Origin of the sequence: Pseudomonas entomophila (genome assembly GCF_013523125.1) — a bacterium.
Taxonomy (GTDB): domain Bacteria; phylum Pseudomonadota; class Gammaproteobacteria; order Pseudomonadales; family Pseudomonadaceae; genus Aquipseudomonas; species Aquipseudomonas entomophila_B.
On sequence record NZ_JAAMQJ010000023.1, the window covers coordinates 24,349 to 44,445 of the forward strand.

The 20,097-nt window shown below is 63.7% G+C and carries 16 protein-coding genes and 2 tRNA genes; 5 read left to right on the forward strand and 13 right to left on the reverse strand.

From position 1 onward, the window contains the following. Positions 1-69: 69 nt before the first annotated feature. From panB to G7007_RS13325, 5 genes are all read left to right on the forward strand, one after another. Positions 70-870 (forward strand): 3-methyl-2-oxobutanoate hydroxymethyltransferase, encoded by an 801-nt coding sequence (panB, locus tag G7007_RS13305; RefSeq protein WP_181102404.1) that lies wholly within the window; start codon positions 70-72, stop codon positions 868-870. Further along, the gene (gene panC / locus G7007_RS13310) at positions 867-1,736 is read left to right on the forward strand and encodes a pantoate--beta-alanine ligase (protein ID WP_181102405.1); all 870 of its coding nucleotides are present in this window, start codon (positions 867-869) and stop codon (positions 1,734-1,736) included. Before panB ends, panC begins: the two co-directional genes overlap by 4 nt. Before the next feature lie 219 nt (positions 1,737-1,955). Then, the gene (gene pgi / locus G7007_RS13315; protein WP_181102406.1) at positions 1,956-3,620 is read left to right on the forward strand and encodes a glucose-6-phosphate isomerase; all 1,665 of its coding nucleotides are present in this window, start codon (positions 1,956-1,958) and stop codon (positions 3,618-3,620) included. Positions 3,621-3,745: 125 nt separating this feature from the next. Then, complete coding sequence (locus tag G7007_RS13320) at positions 3,746-4,615, forward strand: oxygenase MpaB family protein (RefSeq protein ID WP_181102407.1); 870 nt, start codon at positions 3,746-3,748, stop codon at positions 4,613-4,615. Between the two features lie 83 nt (positions 4,616-4,698). Continuing rightward, entirely contained in the window at positions 4,699-7,620 is a 2,922-nt protein-coding gene (locus tag G7007_RS13325) for a DUF748 domain-containing protein (RefSeq protein ID WP_181102408.1), read from the forward strand. Positions 7,621-7,727: 107 nt separating this feature from the next. Here G7007_RS13325 and G7007_RS13330 read toward each other — a convergent pair whose 3' ends face one another. From G7007_RS13330 to glmM, 13 genes are all read right to left on the reverse strand, one after another. Next, on the reverse strand, positions 7,728-8,081 hold the full coding sequence (locus tag G7007_RS13330) for a BON domain-containing protein (RefSeq protein WP_181102409.1): 354 nt from the start codon (positions 8,079-8,081) through the stop codon (positions 7,728-7,730). A 263-nt stretch (positions 8,082-8,344) separates the two neighbouring features. Further along, the gene (gene pnp, locus G7007_RS13335; RefSeq protein ID WP_181102411.1) at positions 8,345-10,450 is read right to left on the reverse strand and encodes a polyribonucleotide nucleotidyltransferase; all 2,106 of its coding nucleotides are present in this window, start codon (positions 10,448-10,450) and stop codon (positions 8,345-8,347) included. A 251-nt stretch (positions 10,451-10,701) separates the two neighbouring features. Next, complete coding sequence (gene rpsO, locus G7007_RS13340; protein ID WP_023629335.1) at positions 10,702-10,971, reverse strand: 30S ribosomal protein S15; 270 nt, start codon at positions 10,969-10,971, stop codon at positions 10,702-10,704. Positions 10,972-11,118: 147 nt separating this feature from the next. Next, the gene (gene truB / locus G7007_RS13345; protein WP_181102413.1) at positions 11,119-12,036 is read right to left on the reverse strand and encodes a tRNA pseudouridine(55) synthase TruB; all 918 of its coding nucleotides are present in this window, start codon (positions 12,034-12,036) and stop codon (positions 11,119-11,121) included. 3 nt (positions 12,037-12,039) lie between these two features. Beyond that, positions 12,040-12,438 (reverse strand): 30S ribosome-binding factor RbfA, encoded by a 399-nt coding sequence (gene rbfA, locus G7007_RS13350; protein ID WP_181102415.1) that lies wholly within the window; start codon positions 12,436-12,438, stop codon positions 12,040-12,042. A 121-nt stretch (positions 12,439-12,559) separates the two neighbouring features. After that, positions 12,560-15,085: a translation initiation factor IF-2 gene (gene infB, locus G7007_RS13355; protein WP_181102417.1), complete on the reverse strand. Its 2,526-nt coding sequence runs from the start codon at positions 15,083-15,085 to the stop codon at positions 12,560-12,562. Between the two features lie 27 nt (positions 15,086-15,112). Beyond that, positions 15,113-16,594 (reverse strand): transcription termination factor NusA, encoded by a 1,482-nt coding sequence (gene nusA, locus G7007_RS13360; protein WP_181102419.1) that lies wholly within the window; start codon positions 16,592-16,594, stop codon positions 15,113-15,115. Positions 16,595-16,653: 59 nt separating this feature from the next. Further along, entirely contained in the window at positions 16,654-17,112 is a 459-nt protein-coding gene (gene rimP / locus G7007_RS13365; RefSeq protein WP_060392482.1) for a ribosome maturation factor RimP, read from the reverse strand. Between the two features lie 128 nt (positions 17,113-17,240). Continuing rightward, positions 17,241-17,317 (reverse strand) — tRNA-Met (locus G7007_RS13370). Positions 17,318-17,415: 98 nt separating this feature from the next. Then, a tRNA-Leu gene (locus G7007_RS13375) sits at positions 17,416-17,501 on the reverse strand. A gap of 18 nt (positions 17,502-17,519) precedes the next feature. Next, entirely contained in the window at positions 17,520-17,918 is a 399-nt protein-coding gene (gene secG, locus G7007_RS13380; protein ID WP_181102421.1) for a preprotein translocase subunit SecG, read from the reverse strand. Between the two features lie 4 nt (positions 17,919-17,922). Continuing rightward, entirely contained in the window at positions 17,923-18,678 is a 756-nt protein-coding gene (tpiA, locus tag G7007_RS13385) for a triose-phosphate isomerase (RefSeq protein ID WP_181102423.1), read from the reverse strand. Positions 18,679-18,744: 66 nt separating this feature from the next. Then, complete coding sequence (gene glmM / locus G7007_RS13390; RefSeq protein ID WP_181102425.1) at positions 18,745-20,085, reverse strand: phosphoglucosamine mutase; 1,341 nt, start codon at positions 20,083-20,085, stop codon at positions 18,745-18,747. Between the last annotated feature and the right edge of the window lie 12 nt (positions 20,086-20,097).

The window sequence follows — 20,097 nt, forward strand, 5'->3', positions numbered from 1 at the left end:
CGATGATGTGCCGACGCCACGGCAGCCGGAGCGAACCGGCCTGCCTGCGACGCCAATGAGGAATGCCACATGCCTGACGTCACCCTGACCACCCTGCACGGCCTGAAGGCCAAGGGGGAAAAGATCACCATGCTCACCTGCTACGACGCGACCTTCGCCAAGGCCGCCAGCGATGCAGGTGTGGAGGTTCTGCTGATCGGTGATTCGCTGGGCATGGTGCTGCAAGGGCATGACAGCACCTTGCCGGTCAGTGTCACCGACATGGCCTACCACACCGCCTGCGTCAAACGCGCCGCGCCCCACTCGCTGATCCTGGCCGACCTGCCCTTCATGGGCCACGCCACGCCGGAGCAGGCCTTCGCCAACAGCGCCACGCTGATGCAGGCAGGCGCGCACATGATCAAGATCGAAGGCGCGGCCTGGCTGGCCGACACCATCACCCGCCTGAGCGAGCGCGGCGTGCCCGTGTGCGCGCACCTGGGCCTGACCCCGCAGACGGTGAACGTGATGGGTGGCTATAAAGTGCAAGGCCGCCAGGAAAGCCAGGCCCAGCAGTTGCGCGAAGACGCCCTGGCCCTGGAGCGCGCCGGTGCGGCCATGCTGCTGCTCGAATGCGTGCCCGCCGAGCTGGCCGCCCAGATCAGCCAGGCCGCCGGTGTGCCGGTGATCGGCATCGGTGCCGGCAGTGCCACCGACGGCCAGGTGCTGGTCCTGCACGACATGCTCGGTCTGTCGCTGAGCGGTCGCACACCCCGGTTCGTGAAGAACTTCATGGCCGGCCAGCCGGACATCCCGAGTGCCCTGGCCGCCTACGTCGAGGCCGTCAAGCACGTGACCTTCCCTGCCAGCGAACATGGATTCAGCGCATGAATACCGTCAAGACCGTCCGAGAACTGCGTGCCGCCGTGGCGCGCGCGCGTGGGGAAGGCAAGCGGATCGGCTTCGTGCCGACCATGGGCAACCTGCACAGCGGCCATGTGGCCCTGGTGACCAAGGCCGCGCAGCGCGCCGACTTCGTGGTCGCCAGCATCTTCGTCAACCCGTTGCAGTTCGGCGCCAACGAGGACCTGGGCAATTACCCACGCACCCTGGCCGCCGACCAGGAGAAACTGTTCGACGCCGGCTGCAACCTGCTGTTCGCCCCCGGGGTCGAGGACATGTACCCCGATGGCATGGCCGTGCAGACCCGGGTCAGCGTGCCCTACCTGTCCGAAGGCCTGTGCGGCGCCAGCCGGCCCGGGCATTTCGAGGGCGTGGCGACGGTGGTCAGCAAGCTGTTCAACATGGTGCAGCCGGACCTGGCCGTGTTCGGCGAAAAGGACTTCCAGCAACTGGCCGTGATCCGCGCCATGGTGCGCGACCTGAACCTGCCCGTGCAGATCATCGGCGAGCCGACCGTGCGCGCGGCCGACGGCCTGGCCCTGTCGTCGCGCAACGGTTACCTCGACGAGACCCAGCGTGCCGTCGCACCCGTGCTGTACCAGGTCCTGAGCGGCATCGCCGAGGCGCTGCGCCAGGGCACGCGCGACGTCGCCGAGCAGGTGGCCGCCGGTCAGGCCAGGCTGCTGGCGGCCGGACTGCGCCCGGATTATCTGGAGATCCGCCACGCGATCACCTTGCAACCGGCCAAGGCCGAGGACGACGAGGTGGTCATCATCGCCGCGGCCTACCTGGGCACTACGCGCTTGATCGACAACGTGCACGTCACGCTCCAGCGTTCGTCGCCCGACGCCTGAACCGGCTGACCGTCCTCCCGTCACGGCGGTCACTTGCAGACCGCTGTGAAGCCGAGCCAGCTTCGCAGCGCTGTCCTCGATCACGCTCCCCTTCGCAGCTCGACGTCCTGTGCGTCTGTCCATCCGCTCCTGACGTGTGCCTATAATGCTTGCGTGCCTGCAACTGGCCGCGTCGGCCAGTGTCCAAGGCAAGTCAACGCACCTAGGGAACCATTCGCAATGGCGTATTACCGTACTCCACATGATGTGACGGCGCTGCCCGCCTGGCATGCGCTCCAGCGGCACCGCGACGCCATGCAAGGATTCAGCATGCGCGAGGCATTCGCCCAGGACGCCCAGCGTTTCGAGCATTTTTCCCTCAGCAGCTGTGGTTTGTTTCTCGACTACTCGAAGAACCTGATCAACGAAGAGACCCGCGACCTGCTGGTGAAGCTGGCCCAGGACGTCGGGCTCAAAGAGGCTATCGGCTCGATGTTCTCCGGCGAGATCATCAACGCCTCCGAAGGCCGTCCGGTGCTGCACACCGCGCTGCGTCGCCCGATCGGTGACACGCTGGCGGTCAACGGCACCGACGTGATGCCGGACGTGCACAAGGTGCTCAACCAGATCACCGAGCTGGTCGGGCGCATCCATGACGGCCTGTGGCGCGGCTACAGCGAAAAGCCCATCACCGACGTGGTGAACATCGGGATCGGCGGCTCCTTCCTGGGCCCCGAGCTGGTGTCCGAGGCGCTGACCCCCTACGCCCAGCGCGGCGTACGTTGCCATTACCTGGCCAACATCGATGGCAGCGAGTTCCACGAACTCTCGGCCCGCCTGCGCGCCGAGACCACGCTGTTCATCGTCTCGTCGAAGTCCTTCAACACCCTCGAAACCCTGAAGAACGCCACCGCGGCCCGTGCCTGGTACCTGGCGCAGGGCGGTTCGGAAGCCGAGCTGTACCGTCACTTCATCGCGGTGTCGAGCAACAAGACCGCGGCCGTGGCATTCGGCATCCGTGAAGAGAACATCTTCCCGATGTGGGACTGGGTAGGCGGCCGCTACTCGTTGTGGTCGGCCATCGGCCTGCCGATCGCCCTGTCCATCGGCACCGCCAACTTCAAGGAGCTGCTGTCGGGCGCCTACACCATGGACCAGCACTTCCAGAACGCGCCGTTCGAGCAGAACATGCCGGTCCTGCTGGGGCTGCTGGGCGTCTGGTACGGCAATTTCTGGGGTGCGCAGAGCCACGCGATCCTGCCGTACGACCACTACCTGCGCAACATCACCAAGCACCTGCAACAGCTGGACATGGAGTCCAACGGCAAGAGCGTGCTGCAGGACGGCAGTCCGGTGAAGATCGACACCGGCCCGGTGATCTGGGGTGGCGTAGGCTGCAACGGTCAACATGCCTATCACCAGCTGCTGCACCAGGGCACCCAGCTGATCCCGGCCGACTTCATCGTCCCGGTGGTGAGCTTCAACCCGGTCGCCGACCACCACCAGTGGCTGTACGCCAACTGCCTGTCCCAGAGCCAGGCCCTGATGCTCGGCAAGACCCGTGAAGAGGCCGAGGCCGAACTGCGCGAAAAAGGCCTGCCCGAAGCCGAAGTGCAGCGTGTCGCGCCGCACAAGGTCATCCCCGGCAACCGGCCGAGCAACACCTTGGTGGTCGAACGCATCAGCCCACGGCGGCTGGGCGCCTTGGTGGCCATGTACGAGCACAAGGTGTTCGTGCAGAGCGTCATCTGGGGCATCAATGCCTTCGACCAGTGGGGCGTGGAGCTGGGCAAGGAGTTGGGCAAGGGTGTCTACCAGCGCCTGGTCGGCAGCGAGGCGCAGGCCGCCGATGACGGCTCGACCCAAGGCCTGATCAACTACTTCCGCGGACGCCACCGCGGCTGATCGTCCTGCCCCGTCGTCGCTCACGGGCGGGCCTGCCTCAAGGCATGGCCGGCCCGTGAGCCGCCCGAACCCGCCGTTCCCCCACTCACGGCCGATCGCTTCGAAAGGCCTGATCGCAGGTCGCCATGGAAGCCATTCGCCAACGTATCGAAACCCAAGTGCTCAGCATGACCGGCCTGGCCCTTGGCCAGCTCGACCTGGAAAACCCCAAGGGCGACCCAGGCCTGTTCGGCCCACAGAGCGTGTGTTGGCGCGTGCACGGCGACTTCACCAGCATGCTGATCGGCGGCATCAGCGCGTTGCTGCTGCAGTTGCTGCACCCCCTGGCCCTGGCCGGGGTCTGGGACCATTCCAATTTCCGCAAGGACCTGATCGGACGGTTGCGACGGACCGGGCAATTCGTGGCCGGCACCACGTTCGGCTCGACCCGTGACACCGAGTGGCTGATCGAAAAGGTCCGCAAGGTGCACCGGCATGTCGTGGGCGTCGCACCCGATGGCCGGCCGTATGCCGCCAGCGACCCGAACCTGCTGACCTGGGTGCATGTCGCCGAGGTCAGCAGCTTTCTGGCCGCACACCTGCGCTACCACGACCCGCACATGACGCCTGCCGATCAGGACCGCTACTACGACGAAGTCGCCCTGACCGCCGAGCGCCTGGGCGCACGCGGGGTGCCACGCACCCGTGCCGAGATCGCTGCCTACCTGGAGGCGGCTCGCCCGGAACTGCGTTGCGACGCCCATAGCCTTGAAGTCGTGCAGGTGCTGCTCGACGCACCGGCGCCGAGCCGCCTGGCAGTGCCGGTGGGCAAGCTGATGCTCAAGGCCGGTATCGACCTGGTACCGGAATGGGGTCAGCAATTGCTGGGCCTGCAGCTGGGTCCGATCGAGCGTCGTCTGACCCGTGCGGGCGTGCATGGCATCGCCCCGGTACTACGCTGGGCCGTACGTGACAGCTCGCTGTATCGGGCACGGCGACGCATGGGCATCACTTGAAACAGGCTGGATGATGGGCGCCTGGAACCCAAACGCCCTACCAGACTCCAACCCTCCCCCGCTCGCGACAGACGACCGCTGACATGATCAAAGGAGTGAGCCGCCTCGTCGCGGCCCTGTTGGCCCTCGTGGCCCTGTACGGCCTGATCGGTTTCTTCATCCTGCCAGGCGTCGCCCTGCGCGTCGCCAACCAGCAGTTGCAGCAGTACGCGACGGTTCCGGCCGAGCTGCAACGCCTGGAATTCAACCCCTTCACCCTCGAGCTGACCCTCTGGGGCCTGAAGATCGGCGCACCGGGCGAGCCGACCCTGGGGTTCGAACGGCTGTACGGCCACGTGCGGCTGGACAGCGCCTGGCGCGGCGTCCTGCACCTGAGCGAGGTCGAGCTGGACAAACCCCGCACCCAGGTGGCGTTCGCCAAGGACGGCACGCTCAATCTTGCCCAGTTGTTCACGTTACCCACCTCCTCGACAGCGATGGACGAACCCGAGACCAGACCGCTGCCCGTGCGCATGGACCGCGTGCGGATCAATGAGGGCTACCTGCGTGTCCGCGACGCTCGCCCGAGCGAGCCGATCGTGCTGCTGTACGATTCGCTGAACCTCGAGTTGAAGCACCTCAGCACGCTAGAGGGCGACGACGCTGAAATGACCCTGCTGGCAAAAGGGCCTGACGGCGGGCAGATCGACTGGACCGGCACGTTCGGCCTGCTGCCGTTTCGCTCCCAGGGCACGCTGAAGATCACCGACGGCCAGATGAAGCTCTGGTGGCCGTACGTCCGCGATACCGTGCCCCTGGTGCTGGAGGACGGACGCTTCAGCCTCGAGACCCGATACCGCCTGGACCTGACTGAAAACACCGAGCTGGTACTGGACAAGGCCTCGCTGACCATCGCGCCTTTCGCCCTCAAGACCCGCGACGGCTCGAAACTGCTGCGTGTCGCCAACCTGCGTGCCCAGGACGCCTCGGTCGACCTGGTCCGCCAGACGGTCGACATCGGCACGTTGCGCAGCGACAACCTGGAGACCTGGATCGCGCTCGAGGCAGATGGTCGGCTCGACTGGCAGGCGCTGTTGGCATCGCCTGCGGGCACCTCCGCTCGCGCTGCTCGCCCCGCCAGCGACGAGGCGACACCGCGGTCGCCACAGACCAGCAGCACTCCTTGGCAGATACGGGTCAATGACGCACGCCTGCGCGGGTACCAGTTGCACCTCGCGGACCGTCGCCCGGCAGCGCCTGTCCTGTTGGACGTCGGCCCGCTGGACCTGGACGTGAAGCGCTTCGACAGCCGGAACAAGGCCCCCTTCACCCTCACGCTCGACACGGGCGTGGGCAAGGAAGGCCGGCTTCAGGCAAAGGGCCAGGTCAATCTCGCGCCGGTCAGTGCCCAGCTCGACGTCGTCACCCGCGACCTCGACCTGCGCATCGCCCAGCCCTACATCACACCGCACATCCGCCTCGAACTGCGCAGTGGCAGACTCGACAGCGACGTGAAGGTGAACCTTGCACGGCTGGAGCCCCTGGCGCTCACGGTGACCGGCAAGGCCCAGGTGGACCAGTTGCACACCCTCGACACGCTCAAGGACCGCAACCTGCTGAAATGGCAGCGCCTGACGCTCGAGGGGTTGTCGTACGTGCATGGCGAGGCGTTGACGGTCGACACCGCCACACTGGACCAACCCTATGCACGGTTCATGATCAACGAAGACCGCAGCACCAACATCGACGACCTGCTCATCGAGACGCCGTCCGAAAAGGCCCAGCGTCAGCAAGCGCACGCCAGCGCCCCGTCTGAACCGGCCCTGGGCATTCACATCGGCCGCACGCTGATCAAGAACGGTGCGGCGAACTTCGCCGACTTCACCCTCACCCCGTTCTTCGCCACGGCCGTGCAGCAGCTCCACGGCACCATCGGTACGATCGACAACCGCCGCGCCGAGCCCGCCCGGATCGACATCGAAGGCAAGGTCGACCGCTATGCGCCGGTGGCGATCAACGGCAAGCTCAACCCCTTCGACCCCATGGCCAGCCTGGACATCGCCGCCGGCTTCAGGCGCGTCGAGCTGACCACCCTGACGCCGTATGCCGGCAAGTTCGCCGGTTATCGCATCCGCAAGGGCCGGCTCAACCTGGACCTGCACTACGTGATCAGCCAGGGTCGGCTGGTGGCCGAGAACGAGGTGGTGGTCGAGCAACTGCAGTTGGGCGAGCGGGTCGACAGTCCCGATGCCCTCGACCTGCCGATCCGTCTGGCGGTGGCCCTGCTCAAGGACAGCAAGGGCACCATCTCGCTGTCCTTGCCGGTCTCGGGCGACCTGCGCAACCCGCAGTTCCAGGTCATGCCGATCGTCTGGCAGACCCTGCGCAACCTGGCCCTGCGCGCGGTGCAGTCGCCCTTCCGCTTCCTCGGCGGCCTGGTGGCCGGGGGCGACTCGGAAGACTTGAGCACGGTCAGTTTCGTACCCGGCTCGAGCGAGCTGGATGCCTCGGCCCGCGCCTCCCTGGACACCCTGGCCGCAGCCCTGGCCAAGCGGCCTAGACTACGCCTGGAGATCGAAGGCACCAGTGCGCAGGCCAGCGACGGCCCGCTGATCGCTCGACAGCGCCTGGAACGGGAGTACCAGACCACGTGGTACAAGGTTCTTCAGCGTCGCGGCGAGAAGGTGCCTGCTGACGCTTCGCTGCTACAGGTCAAGGACGAAGACAAGCCTGCGCTGCTCGAAGGCATCTACCGCGCACGGCTCAAGCAGCAGCCGCCCGCCGAGTGGGAACGCCTCGATGTCGAGCAACGTACAGCACGGCTGCGTAGCGCTCTGCTCGACACGTGGGCGCAAAGCCCTACCCTGTTGAGGCTGCTCGGGCAGCAGCGTGCCAGCAGTATCAAGGACTACCTGGTCAGCCACGGCAAGCTGGCGGACGAACGCGTCTACTTCATCGACACGGCCCTTGGCACCGCACGAGCCGATGGCCGTATCGTCACACCACTGCACCTGGACGCTGAATGAGCAGCGCCTCTCCATTGCACGACAGGCGCAAATGAAAAACCCCCGGCATCGCTGCCGGGGGTCTTTGGTCAACGTTGGCCAGATCCGTCTGGCCACTCGCTGTGTGCTTACTCGGCTTTCAGGCCGTCAGCCGAGACGGCCTGCACGCCTTTGATCTTCTTGGCGATCGAGACGGCGACGTCTTTCTGCGACTCGGTGACTTTCACGTCAGAGGACAGGGAAACCACGCCTTTGTTGGTTTCGACCTTGATGTCGCTGCCTGGGATGCCTTTCTCGGTCAGCAGGTCGGCTTTGACCTTGGTGGTGATCCAGGTGTCAGAGGTGTCTTGCTTGACTTCTTGGGTCGTCGTGTTGGCCGCCAGCGTCATAGGTGCCTGTGCAGACTGCTGAGCGAAAGCGGCGTTAGCCATGGTCAGCGTCAGAGCGGTAGCAGTAGCGGCAGCAATGGCGAACTTCTTCATACGGAACACTCCTGGTCTTCGATAGGGCTGAGCCAGTCTTTTACGGCGTCAGTACTTATCAGAGTGCACAAGCGGTGCCAGGTTCAATTATGAATAAATTCCTTTAAAATCAGTAAGTTAATTATAATTGGCACTGTATGCGTCGTGCAAAATGCATACTGCCGCTTTTTTTTGCAGGCAAGATGCAAGTTCGCCCCAAGCCTTTGCACTGCACACATGAAAAAGGGCCCACGAGGGGCCCTTTTCCTGACGCAGTGTCGTGCTTAGACGCCCGAGGCCTTGGCCGCGGCGACGTCCTTGATCGACAGTTTGATACGGCCGCGGTTGTCCACGTCCAGTACCAGCACTTCGACTTCCTGACCTTCCTTGAGGATGTCGGTGACCTTCTCCACGCGCTCGTTGCTGAGCATGGAGATGTGCACCAGGCCGTCCTTGCCCGGCAGGATGTTGACGAAGGCACCGAAGTCGACGATGCGCTCGACCTTGCCGACGTAGATCTTGCCGATTTCGGCTTCGGCGGTGATGCTCAGCACGCGCTGACGGGCGGCCTCGGCCGCTTCCTTGCTTTCGCCGAAGATCTTGATCGAGCCGTCGTCTTCGATGTCGATCGACGCCTTGGTCTCTTCGCAGATGGCACGGATGGTCGCGCCGCCCTTGCCGATGACGTCACGGATCTTGTCGGTGTCGATCTTCATCGCGATCATGGTCGGCGCATTGGCCGACAGCTCGGTGCGCGACTGAGCGATGATCTGGTTCATCTGGCCGAGGATGTTCAGGCGCGCTTCCAGGGCCTGGCCCAGGGCGATCTCCATGATCTCTTCGGTGATGCCGTTGATCTTGATGTCCATCTGCAGCGCGGTGACGCCCTTGGCGGTACCGGCTACCTTGAAGTCCATGTCGCCCAGGTGGTCTTCGTCACCCAGAATGTCGGTCAGGACCGCGAACTTGTCGCCTTCCTTGACCAGGCCCATGGCGATACCGGCCACCGGTGCCTTCATCGGGACACCGGCGTCCATCAGGGCCAGCGAAGCACCGCACACCGACGCCATGGAGCTGGAGCCGTTGGATTCGGTGATTTCCGAGACCACGCGGATGGTGTACGGGAATTCGCTGTCGCTCGGCAGCATGGCCTGGACGCCACGACGGGCCAGACGGCCGTGACCGATCTCACGACGGCCGGCGCCGCCCATGCGGCCACACTCACCGACCGAGAACGGCGGGAAGTTGTAGTGCAGCATGAAAGCATCGCGCTTCTCGCCTTCCAGGGTATCCAGCAACTGGGCGTCACGGGCAGTACCCAGGGTCGCGACGACCAGGGCCTGGGTTTCGCCACGGGTGAACAGGGCCGAGCCGTGGGTCTTGGGCAGCACACCGACTTCGATGTTCAGCGGACGCACGGTGCGGGTGTCACGGCCGTCGATACGCGGCTTGCCGTTGACGATGTTCTCGCGAACGGTACGGTATTCCAGCTCGCCGAAGACCTCCTTGACCGCGCCAGCGCTCGGGCCAGTTTCTTCATTGCTGAAGCGTGCCACGACCTGGTCGCGCAGCTCGCCCAGACGGGCATAGCGATCGGCTTTCAGGGTGATGGTGTAGGCTTCGGAGATGGCCGCGCCGAACTCGCCACGCACGGCGTCGAGCAGCGCGGTGTTGGCAGCGGCAGGCTGCCACTCCCAGGTCGGCTTGGCGGCTTCGGCAGCCAGTTCCTTGACGGCCTTGATGACGGCCTGGAACTCGTCATGGGCGAACAGCACGGCGCCCAGCATCTGGTCTTCGGTCAGTTCCTTGGCTTCGGATTCGACCATCAGCACGGCGGAGTCGGTACCGGCCACGACCATGTCGAGGCTGGAGGCAGCCAGTTGCTCGTAGGTCGGGTTCAGCAGGTAGCCGGTGCTTTCATGGAAAGCGACACGGGCAGCGCCGATCGGGCCTTCGAACGGAATGCCGGAGATGGCCAGGGCAGCCGAGGTGCCGATCATCGCGGCGATGTCCGGATCGGTCTTCTTGCTGGTGGAAACCACGGTGCAGACGACCTGCACTTCGTTCATGAACCCTTCGGGGAACAGCGGACGGATCGGACGGTCGATCAGGCGCGAGGTCAGGGTCTCTTTCTCGGAAGGACGGCCTTCACGCTTGAAGAAACCACCTGGGATCTTGCCGGCGGCGTAGGTCTTTTCCTGGTAGTGCACGGACAGCGGGAAGAAGCTCTTGCTCGGGTCGGCCTGCTTGGCCCCGACCACGGTGACCAGCACGGTCACGTCGTTGTCGACGGTGACCAGCACGGCGCCGGAGGCCTGGCGGGCGATGCGGCCCGTTTCGAGCGTAACGGTCGACTGACCGAACTGGAATGTCTTGATGACCGGGTTCACGGTTTCTACCTTCTTCAATGGCTCTGGGGGAAACGGGTGTCTTGCGAATGCTTGGGCAGTACAGGGAATCGGCCCTGTCGACCGTCCAGATAAAACAAAAGGTTGGAAGCCTGGCCGGCCGAGCTGAACATCGCTCGACCAGACCAGACCGCCAACCTCTTCGACGAACATGACCTGTTCTCGTGCACCGCTGCCAGGCAGCGATGCTCGAGACCGCAACATGCCATGTGCACCACGTGGCCGAGCCGCTATTAGCGACGCAGGCCCAGGCGACCGATCAGGGCGCTGTAACGGGTGGTGTCCTTGCCCTTGAGGTAGTCCAGCAGCTTACGACGCTGGTTAACCATGCGGATCAGGCCACGACGCGAGTGGTGGTCTTTCTCGTTGGCCTTGAAGTGGCCTTGAAGCTTGTTGATGTTGAAGGTCAGCAGGGCAACCTGAACTTCCGGGCTACCGGTGTCGCCGGCGGCTTGCTGATAGTCTGCAACGATCTGAGCTTTTTCTTCGACGCTGAGGGCCATGTGGCTTCTCCTGATAAACGGATCCCGCGAGCGGGGTCCAATAGGCCAGGGACGGAGCCCTGTATGAATGTAAGAGGCGTGACCGTGCCTATTGACAGCCATCCTCGGTCCACGGGCATCGGCCGAAGCCTTTGCCCATGGTTTCGGTCATTCCGACCGAATCAAGCGACGTGGCGCGATGCGCCCGTCTTCGCTCACTTCACCGATCCCGATGAAGCGACCGTCATGATCCTGTACGCGCACCATGCCGAAGGCCGGTGCCTCTGGTGCCCTCACTGCCTGACCGTGCAGCCAGTAGAACGCACTGTGTTCCGACAGCTGCACCAGCGGCCAGTCGAGCAAGCCGCTGTCAGCGGGGAGCAGGAAGCGATCGAGCGCTTCGTTGCCGCCTTCGGCATGGGCCTGTTCGAGCGCCTCGAGCGTCACCGTACGGGCCAGGTCGAAGGGACCGGCCTGCGTACGCCGCAACTCGGCGACGTAGGCACCGCACCCGAGCACTTCGCCGATATCCTCGACCAGCGTACGGATGTAGGTGCCTTTGCTGCAACCGACCGACAGTCTGGCACGCGTGCCATCGACGTCGAGCAGTTCCAGGTGGTTAATAGTAACAGAACGCGCCTCGCGCTCCACTACCTCTCCTGCACGTGCCAGTTTATACAACGGCTGGCCATCGCGCTTGAGCGCCGAGTACATCGGCGGCACCTGGCTGATCGGACCCCGAAACTGCGGCAGTGCCGCCTCGATGTCGGGGCGACCGACGGTCACCTCGCGGGTGCGCAGCACCTCGCCTTCGGCGTCGGCGGTGTTGGTGGTCTGACCCAGCTGCATGACCGTCTCGTAGCCCTTGTCGGAGTCGAGCAGGTACTGGGAGAACTTGGTCGCCTCACCGAAGCACAGCGGCAGCACGCCGGTGGCCAGCGGATCGAGGCTGCCGGTATGGCCGGCCTTCTCGGCATTGAGCAGCCAGCGCACCTTCTGCAAGGCCGCATTGGACGTGAAGCCCAAGGGCTTGTCGAGCAGGATGATGCCGCTGACGTTACGGCGGATACGTTTGACCTGGGCCACCGCTTACTCCTCGGCGTCCGGCTTGTCGGCATCCTGGTGCTGACGGTCTTCGGCCACCGCACGCTCGATCAGCGCCGACAGGTGGGCCCCTCGGCTGATGCTCTCGTCGAAGTGAAAGTGCAACTGCGGGACGCTGCGCAGGTTCATCGCGCGGCCCAGGTGCAGGCGCAGGAAGCTGGCGGCGCTGTTGAGCGCCTTGAGGGTCTGTGCCACCGTATCGGAACCATCGGCACCCATGACGGTGATGAACACCTTGGCATGGCCCAGGTCACGGCTGACGTCCACGGCGGTGATGGTCACCAGGCCGACACGGGGATCCTTGACCTCGCGACGGATCAGGTCAGCCAGTTCGCGCTGCATCTGATCGCCGATACGTTGGGTACGGCTGTATTCTTTTGCCATCGTTGTTACCTGTCACTGAAGCGGCAAACGCCCGACCAGGCGAAAGCCTGACCGGGCGCTGTTCGTAGAGCGCGATCGGGTCCTCGCAGAGGATGACCCGACGTTCTCCCTGGCACGTTGCTTAGAGCGTACGCGCCACCTGGACCTTCTCGAAGACTTCGATCTTGTCGCCGACCTTGACGTCGTTGTAGCTCTTGACACCAATGCCGCACTCCATGCCCGAACGGACTTCGGCAGCGTCGTCCTTGAAGCGACGCAGCGATTCCAGCTCGCCTTCGAAGATCACCACGTCCTCGCGCAGTACGCGGATCGGACGGTTGCGGTAGACGGTGCCTTCGATGACCATGCAGCCAGCGACAGCGCCGAACTTCGGCGAACGGAACACGTCACGCACTTCGGCGACGCCCAGGATGTTCTCGCGAACATCGCTGCCGAGCATGCCGGTCAGGGCCTTCTTGACGTCTTCGATGATGTCGTAGATCACGTTGTAGTAACGCATATCCAGACCTTCCTGCTCGACGATCTTGCGCGCACCGGCATCGGCACGCACGTTGAAGCCGAACAGCACCGCATTGGACGCCAGCGCCAGGTTGGCGTCGCTCTCGGTGATACCACCGACACCGCCACCGACCACACGCACCTGGACTTCGTCGTTGCCCAACCCGCCGAGCGAGCCTTGCAGCGCTTCCAGGGAACCGCGCACATCGGTCTTGAGGACGATGTTGAGGGTCTTCTTCTCTTCCTGACCCATGGTCTCGAAGATGTTTTCCAGCTTGCCGGCGTGCGCACGGGCCAGCTTGACCTCGCGGTACTTGCCTTGACGGAACATGGCCACTTCACGGGCTTTCTTCTCGTCGGCGACCACGGACAGCTCGTCACCGGCTTCCGGCGTACCGTCCAGGCCGAGGATCTCGACCGGGATCGACGGGCCGGCTTCCTTCACAGGCTTGCCGTTCTCGTCGAGCATGGCACGGACGCGGCCGTAGTTGGAACCGCACAGCACCATGTCGCCCTGACGCAGCGTACCGTCCTGAACCAGGATGGTAGCGACCGGACCGCGGCCCTTGTCGAGACGCGATTCGACCACGACGCCACGACCTGGCGCGGTCGGCGTCGCGCTCAGCTCGAGGATCTCGGCCTGCAGCAGGACGGCTTCGAGCAGCTCGTCGACACCGGTACCCATCTTCGCCGAGACCTTCACGAACGGCGTGTCACCACCCCAGTCCTCGGAGGTCACGCCTTCGACGGACAGCTCGTTGCGAATACGGTCGAGGTCCGCGCCTGGCTTGTCGATCTTGTTCACCGCCACGACCAGCGGAACGCCCGCTGCCTTGGCATGCTGAACGGCTTCGCGGGTCTGTGGCATCACGCCGTCGTCCGCCGCCACCACCAGGATGACGATGTCGGTGGCCTTGGCACCACGGGCACGCATCGCGGTGAACGCGGCGTGGCCTGGGGTATCGAGGAAGGTGACCATGCCGCGGTCGGTTTCCACGTGGTAGGCACCGATGTGCTGGGTGATACCACCGGCCTCGCCTGCGGCAACCTTGGCACGACGGATGTAGTCGAGCAGCGAGGTCTTGCCATGGTCGACGTGGCCCATCACGGTCACCACCGGTGCACGCGACTCGGTCTCGCCTTCGAACTTCAGCGATTCGGCCAGGGAGTCTTCCAGCGCGGTGTCGCTGACCAGCTTGACCTTGTGGCCCAGCTCTTCGGCGACCAGCTGTGCGGTTTCACGGTCCAGCACCTGGTTGATGGTGACGGGCGTGCCCAGCTTGAACATGAACTTGACGACTTCGGCGCCCTTGACGGCCATCTGCTGTGCCAGCTCGGAGACGGTGATGGTCTCGCCGAGGGTGACGTCACGGACGATCGGGCCAGTCGGGCTCTGGAAGCCATGCTGGTTGCGCTTCTTCAGCTTGCCCTTGCCACCGCGACCGCGACGGAAACCATCGCTCTCTTCTTCGGTAGTACGCGGCGCAGCACGCGGCGTCGGGGCCTTCTCTTTCTCTTTGACCTTGACCTTCACCGATACGCGCGGCGCCTCGTTGCGGCGCTCGCCACGACGATCGTCCTCACGGGCACGCTCGCCACGACGGGCGTCGTCCTTCTTGCGCTCGGCAGCACGCGCCGCGGCGTCTTCGGACGCTGGTGCGTTGGCCGCCGGGGCAGCCGCCGGAGCCGGGGCCGATGCCGGAGCGGCAGCCGGTGCAGGCTTGGCCGCTGCAGCCGGCTCGCGACGGGATTGCTCCTCGATGCGCTGACGGGAATCGGCGTTGGCCTTGATGCGCGCGGCTTCTTCGGCGGCACGACGCTCTTCGAGCTCGCGTTTCTGCTCCGCCTGGATCTCTTCCTGGCTGCGCTGAACGAATACTTTCTTCTTGCGTACTTCTACGCTGATGCTCTTGCTACCGGCGACACGCAGGGTGCTGGTGGTCTTGCGCTGCAAGGTGATCTTGCGCGGCTCTTCCGCCTTGGCCTTGTGGCCACTTTTCAGGTGGTTCAGCAAAACCTGCTTTTCATTGTCGGTCACTACCTGACCGGCGTCGGTGTGCGGCAGACCTGCCTCACGCATCTGCTGCAGCAGGCGCTCTACCGGTGCTTCGACCTCTCGGGCCAGTTCTTTCACCGTGACTTGCGTCATGCACTTCTCTCCTCAGGCCGCGCCTAATTACTCGAACCAGTGGGCTCGGGCGGCCATGATCAACTTGCCGGCACGCTCTTGGTCGATGCCGTCGATGTCGAGCAGGTCGTCAATCGACTGCTCGGCCAGGTCTTCGCGGTTAACCACGCCGCGCACCGCCAGTTCCGCTGCCAGGTCGTCGTCCATGCCCTCGAGGGAGAGCAAGTCTTCGGCCGGATGCGCGTCTGCCAGTTTTTCCTCGGTAGCGATGGCCTTGGTCAACAAACGATCCTTGGCACGAGCGCGAAGCTCGTTGACGATGTCTTCGTCAAAGCCGTCGATGTTGAGCATTTCTTCCAACGGTACGTAGGCAATTTCTTCCAGATTGGTGAAGCCTTCGTCGACCAGCACCTGAGCCAGTTCTTCATCGACTTCCAGCTCTTCGATGAAGTTGCGCAGGATGTCGCCCGTCTCGGCCTGCTGCTTGGCCTGGATGTCCTTCTCGGTCATCACGTTCAAGGTCCAGCCGCTCAGCTGGCTGGCCAGGCGAACGTTCTGACCGCCGCGACCGATCGCCTGGGCGAGGTTGTCCTCGGCCACGGCGATGTCCATGGCATGGGCATCCTCGTCGACGATGATGGCGGCAACTTCGGCGGGCGACATGGCATTGATGACGAATTGTGCCGGGTTCTCGTCCCAGAGGACGATGTCCACGCGCTCGCCACCCAGTTCGCCGGAAACGGCCTGGACGCGCGAGCCACGCATGCCGATGCAGGCACCCTGCGGGTCGATGCGCTTATCCTTCGAGCGCACGGCGATCTTGGCGCGCGAACCCGGATCACGGGACGCAGCCATCACCTCGATCAGACCCTCGGCGATTTCCGGGACTTCGATCCGGAACAGCTCGATCAGCATCTGTGGAGCGGTACGCGACAGGATCAGCTGCGGACCACGGTTTTCGGTACGGATTTCCTTGAGCAGCGCACGCAGGCGCACGCCAACCCGGAAGGTTTCGCGAGCGATGATGTCTTCGCGCGCCAGCAGCGCCTCGGCGTTGTTGCCCAGGTCGACGATGACGTTGTCGCGGGTGACTTTCTTGACCGTACCCGAGATGATCTCACCGACGCGCTCGCGGTAGGCGTCGACGATCTGCGCACGCTCGGCCTCACGGACCTTCTGTACGATGACCTGCTTGGCGGTCTGGGCGGCGATGCGACCGAACTCGATGGACTCGATCTTTTCCTCGATCACGTCACCGACGTTGGCCTCGGGATGACTGTCCTTGATCTTGCTCGGCCAGACTTCAATGGCCGGATCGTCCAGGTCGTCTTCCTCGACCACGGTCCAGCGACGGAAGGTTTCGTAGCTACCGGTGTGGCGGTTGATTTCCACACGCAGGTCGACTTCGTCTTCAAAACGCTTCTTGGTCGCGGTGGCCAGGGCCACTTCCAGCGCCTCGAAAATGACGCCGGGCGGAACGCCCTTTTCGTTGGATACCGATTCAACAACCAGCAGTACTTCTTTGCTCATCGTACGCCTCGCCTTGCGCAAGCCTTCAGACCCGGAATCTCCGCCGGGCCAGGCACGTCTCAGTCAAAACTGGGAATGATATTGGCCTTGTCGATCGAATCGATCGGCAGCAGGAACTCGTGGGTGTCTACCTGAACCACCACGTCCTGCTCCTCCACACCGCGGAGAAGGCCTTGGAAATTACGCCGCCCTTCGAACGGCGTACGCAGTTTGATCTTCACTTGTTCGCCGGCATGCAGGGCGAACTGTTCAAGGGTGAACAGCGGCCGATCCATGCCGGGAGAAGACACTTCGAGGGTATATTCGGAGCTGATTGGATCTTCTACATCCAGTACGCCACTGGCCTGACGGCTGACCGCTTCGCAGTCGTCCACCAGGATGCCGCCCTCTTTGTCGATGTAGATACGCAGGACCGAATGCTTGCCTTGGGAGATGAATTCGATCCCCCAGCATTGGTAGCCCAGACCCTCGACAACCGGGGCCAGCAAAGCCTGCAACTGTTCTAGCTTGCTCGACACCTGAACCCCCTCGTGCATGCTGTGCAAATAAAAAATGGGCGAAGCGCCCATCCCTGATACGCCGTCGGACAACGGCGCTAAGACTGTTCAGCCAACAAAAAGCCCCTGTGAAGGGGCTCCGCTGACATTGGTTGCGGGGGCTGGATTTGAACCAACGACCTTCGGGTTATGAGCCCGACGAGCTACCAGACTGCTCCACCCCGCGTCAACGCTGGAGCGAAAGTATAAGACCGAACCCGCGAAGGGGTCAATCTGACCTCCACCTGCAAGAAAGCCCGCAACAGCGGGCTCTCATGCTTCAATTGGTACCGAGAAGGGGACTCGAACCCCTACACCCTATGGGCACAACCACCTCAAGGTTGCGTGTCTACCAATTCCACCACCTCGGCAATACTACATGAAACCTATTACTGCTGCTCTTCAGCCGGAGGAGGTACATCACCCGCAGTTGGGGTCGTTGCGCTCTTCTGTTCTTGGAGCACCGGTACATCATCATTCAATACCGGTTTTTGTTGCTGCTGGACTTCCATGACCGCTGGATCTGGGAGACCGGCTTGAGAAAGCTCATGTGCTTTCTGCTTTGCGAAGTATCCTAACCCAAGTGCCGTCAAAAAGAAAGAGGCAGCAAGTATAGCAGTGATTTTACTCAGGAACGTGGCGGAGCCCTGACTACCGAATACGGTATTCGAAGCACCTGCGCCAAACGAAGCACCGGCTTCCGCACCTTTACCCTGTTGCAGCAACACCAGCGCAATAACCCCGATGGCACCCAACAGATGAAAAACGACTACGACTGTTTCCAGCATTTGTTCAGTTTCCTGCGGCGCGACAAATTGCACCGAATTCGTCTGCGTTCAGGGACGCTCCACCAATGAGCCCCCCATCGATATCCGGCATGCCGAACAACTCAACCGCATTGGCTGCCTTGACACTGCCGCCGTACAGGATCTGTACGTTGGCGGCGATCTCGGCATCCTTTGCCGCCAGCTGGCTTCGGATCGCGGCGTGCACATCCTGAGCCTGCTGAGGCGTTGCCGTCAGCCCCGTGCCGATAGCCCAGACGGGCTCGTAGGCGATGACTGCATTGGCAAAGGCCGTAACACCACATGCATCGATGATACTGCCCAGCTGACGACCGACGACGTCGAGCGTCTTGCCCGCCTCGCGCTCTTCCAGGGTTTCCCCTATGCAGAGCACCGGCTTCAAACCACTGGCCTGGGCGGCTGCAAACTTGCGCTGGAGCACATCGTCGTCTTCGCCCATCAACTGGCGACGCTCGGAGTGCCCGACCAGAACAAGTTCACACCCTACGTCGGCGAGTTGAGTCGGCGAAAGCTCGCCGGTCAATGCGCCCTGCCCAGGCTGTACCGCAGAATTCTGTGCCCCGACGATGATCTCCGTGCCCTGCACACCCTCGATGACCGAGGAAATGAACAGCGCCGGTGGGAACACTGCGACTTCGATACTCCCCAGGAGGGGCAGCCTGCTCAGGCCCGAGATAAGCTCAGCGACGCTGGCGCGGGTACCGTGCATTTTCCAGTTACCAGCTACCATGGGGCGACGCATGCTTTACCTCGTCGATCAAAGTGGGCGCAGATCTTATCCAAACCGATTCGCGCTGGCAAGCCTCTTTCACGCACAAACCTCGGTGACCAGTTTGGCCAGCGATTCGGCATGCTTGCGCACCTGGCCTTCGTCATCGCCCTCGACCATCACCCGTACCAGCGGCTCGGTACCCGACTTGCGCAGCAGTACGCGGCCACGCCCGGCCATGGCCTCGGTCGCCTCGGCGCTGGCCTGCTTGACCTCGGGATGCTCCAGTGGGTCGACGTCGCTGCCGGAGAAGCGCACGTTGATCAGCACCTGCGGGCATTTGCGCAGCGCCTGACGGGCTTGCGCCAGCGTCTCGCCGCGGCGCTTGAGCGCCATCAGCACCTGCAGCGCGGCGATGATCGCATCGCCCGTGGTGGTGTGGTTGCAGCACACCACGTGCCCGGAGTTCTCGCCACCGAGCTGCCAGTCACGCTCCTGCAGCTCGGCCATCACGTAACGATCGCCCACCTTGGCACGCGCGAACGGAATGCCCAGCTCGCCCAGAGCCAGCTCCAGGCCCAGGTTGCTCATCAGGGTCCCGACCACGCCGCCCTGCAGCTTGCCGCGCTCCTGGAGGTCGCGGGCGATGATGAACAGCAGTTCGTCGCCATCGACGATCGCACCGGTGTGGTCGACCATCAGCACGCGGTCGCCGTCGCCATCGAAGGCGATGCCCAGGTCGGCGTGCCCGACCAGCACGGCGGCCTGCAGCGACTCGATGTGGGTCGAGCCGCAGCTCTCGTTGATGTTCAGCCCGTCGGGCTGGGCATGCAGCACGGTCACGTCGGCGCCCAGCTCGCGGAACACGCTCGGGGCCACCTTGTACGTCGCGCCGTGGGCACAGTCGACCACCAGCTTGAGGCCGGCGAAATCGGTGCTGCTCGGCACGCTGCTCTTGCAGAACTCGATGTAGCGGCCGGCCGCGTCGTTGATCCGCGAGACCTTGCCCAGCTTGCTCGACTCGACGACGGTCATCGGCTGATCGAGCAGCTCCTCGATCATCAGTTCGATGTCGTCGGGCAGCTTGACACCCTGGCCCGAGAAGAACTTGATGCCATTGTCATCGTGGGGGTTGTGCGAGGCACTGATGACGATGCCGGCTTCGGCGTGGAAGGTGCGCGTCAGGTAAGCGATGGCCGGCGTGGGCATCGGCCCCAGCAGCATCACGTCGGCACCGGCGGCGGACAGCCCGGCCTCCAGGGCCGACTCGAACATGTAGCCGGAGATCCGCGTGTCCTTGCCGACCAGCACGCGGCAGTTGCCCTGCTTGCGGAAGGCCATGCCCGCCGCCCAGCCGAGCTTGAGCATGAAGTCGGGCGTGATCGGGTACTCACCGACACGGCCACGGATGCCGTCGGTACCAAAGTATTTTCTGCTCATGACGAGGCTCCA

Bases quoted from the DNA above. Each gene is read 5' to 3' on its own strand.
- panB (WP_181102404.1), top strand. From the start codon at position 70: ATGCCTGACGTCACCCTGACCACCCTGCACGGCCTGAAGGCCAAGGGG.
- panC (WP_181102405.1), top strand. From the start codon at position 867: ATGAATACCGTCAAGACCGTCCGAGAACTGCGTGCCGCCGTGGCGCGC.
- pgi (WP_181102406.1), top strand. From the start codon at position 1,956: ATGGCGTATTACCGTACTCCACATGATGTGACGGCGCTGCCCGCCTGG.
- G7007_RS13320 (WP_181102407.1), top strand. From the start codon at position 3,746: ATGGAAGCCATTCGCCAACGTATCGAAACCCAAGTGCTCAGCATGACC.
- G7007_RS13325 (WP_181102408.1), top strand. From the start codon at position 4,699: ATGATCAAAGGAGTGAGCCGCCTCGTCGCGGCCCTGTTGGCCCTCGTG.
- G7007_RS13330 (WP_181102409.1), bottom strand. From the start codon at position 8,081: ATGAAGAAGTTCGCCATTGCTGCCGCTACTGCTACCGCTCTGACGCTG.
- rpsO (WP_023629335.1), bottom strand. From the start codon at position 10,971: ATGGCCCTCAGCGTCGAAGAAAAAGCTCAGATCGTTGCAGACTATCAG.
- rbfA (WP_181102415.1), bottom strand. From the start codon at position 12,438: ATGGCAAAAGAATACAGCCGTACCCAACGTATCGGCGATCAGATGCAG.
- infB (WP_181102417.1), bottom strand. From the start codon at position 15,085: ATGACGCAAGTCACGGTGAAAGAACTGGCCCGAGAGGTCGAAGCACCG.
- nusA (WP_181102419.1), bottom strand. From the start codon at position 16,594: ATGAGCAAAGAAGTACTGCTGGTTGTTGAATCGGTATCCAACGAAAAG.
- secG (WP_181102421.1), bottom strand. From the start codon at position 17,918: ATGCTGGAAACAGTCGTAGTCGTTTTTCATCTGTTGGGTGCCATCGGG.
- tpiA (WP_181102423.1), bottom strand. From the start codon at position 18,678: ATGCGTCGCCCCATGGTAGCTGGTAACTGGAAAATGCACGGTACCCGC.
- glmM (WP_181102425.1), bottom strand. From the start codon at position 20,085: ATGAGCAGAAAATACTTTGGTACCGACGGCATCCGTGGCCGTGTCGGT.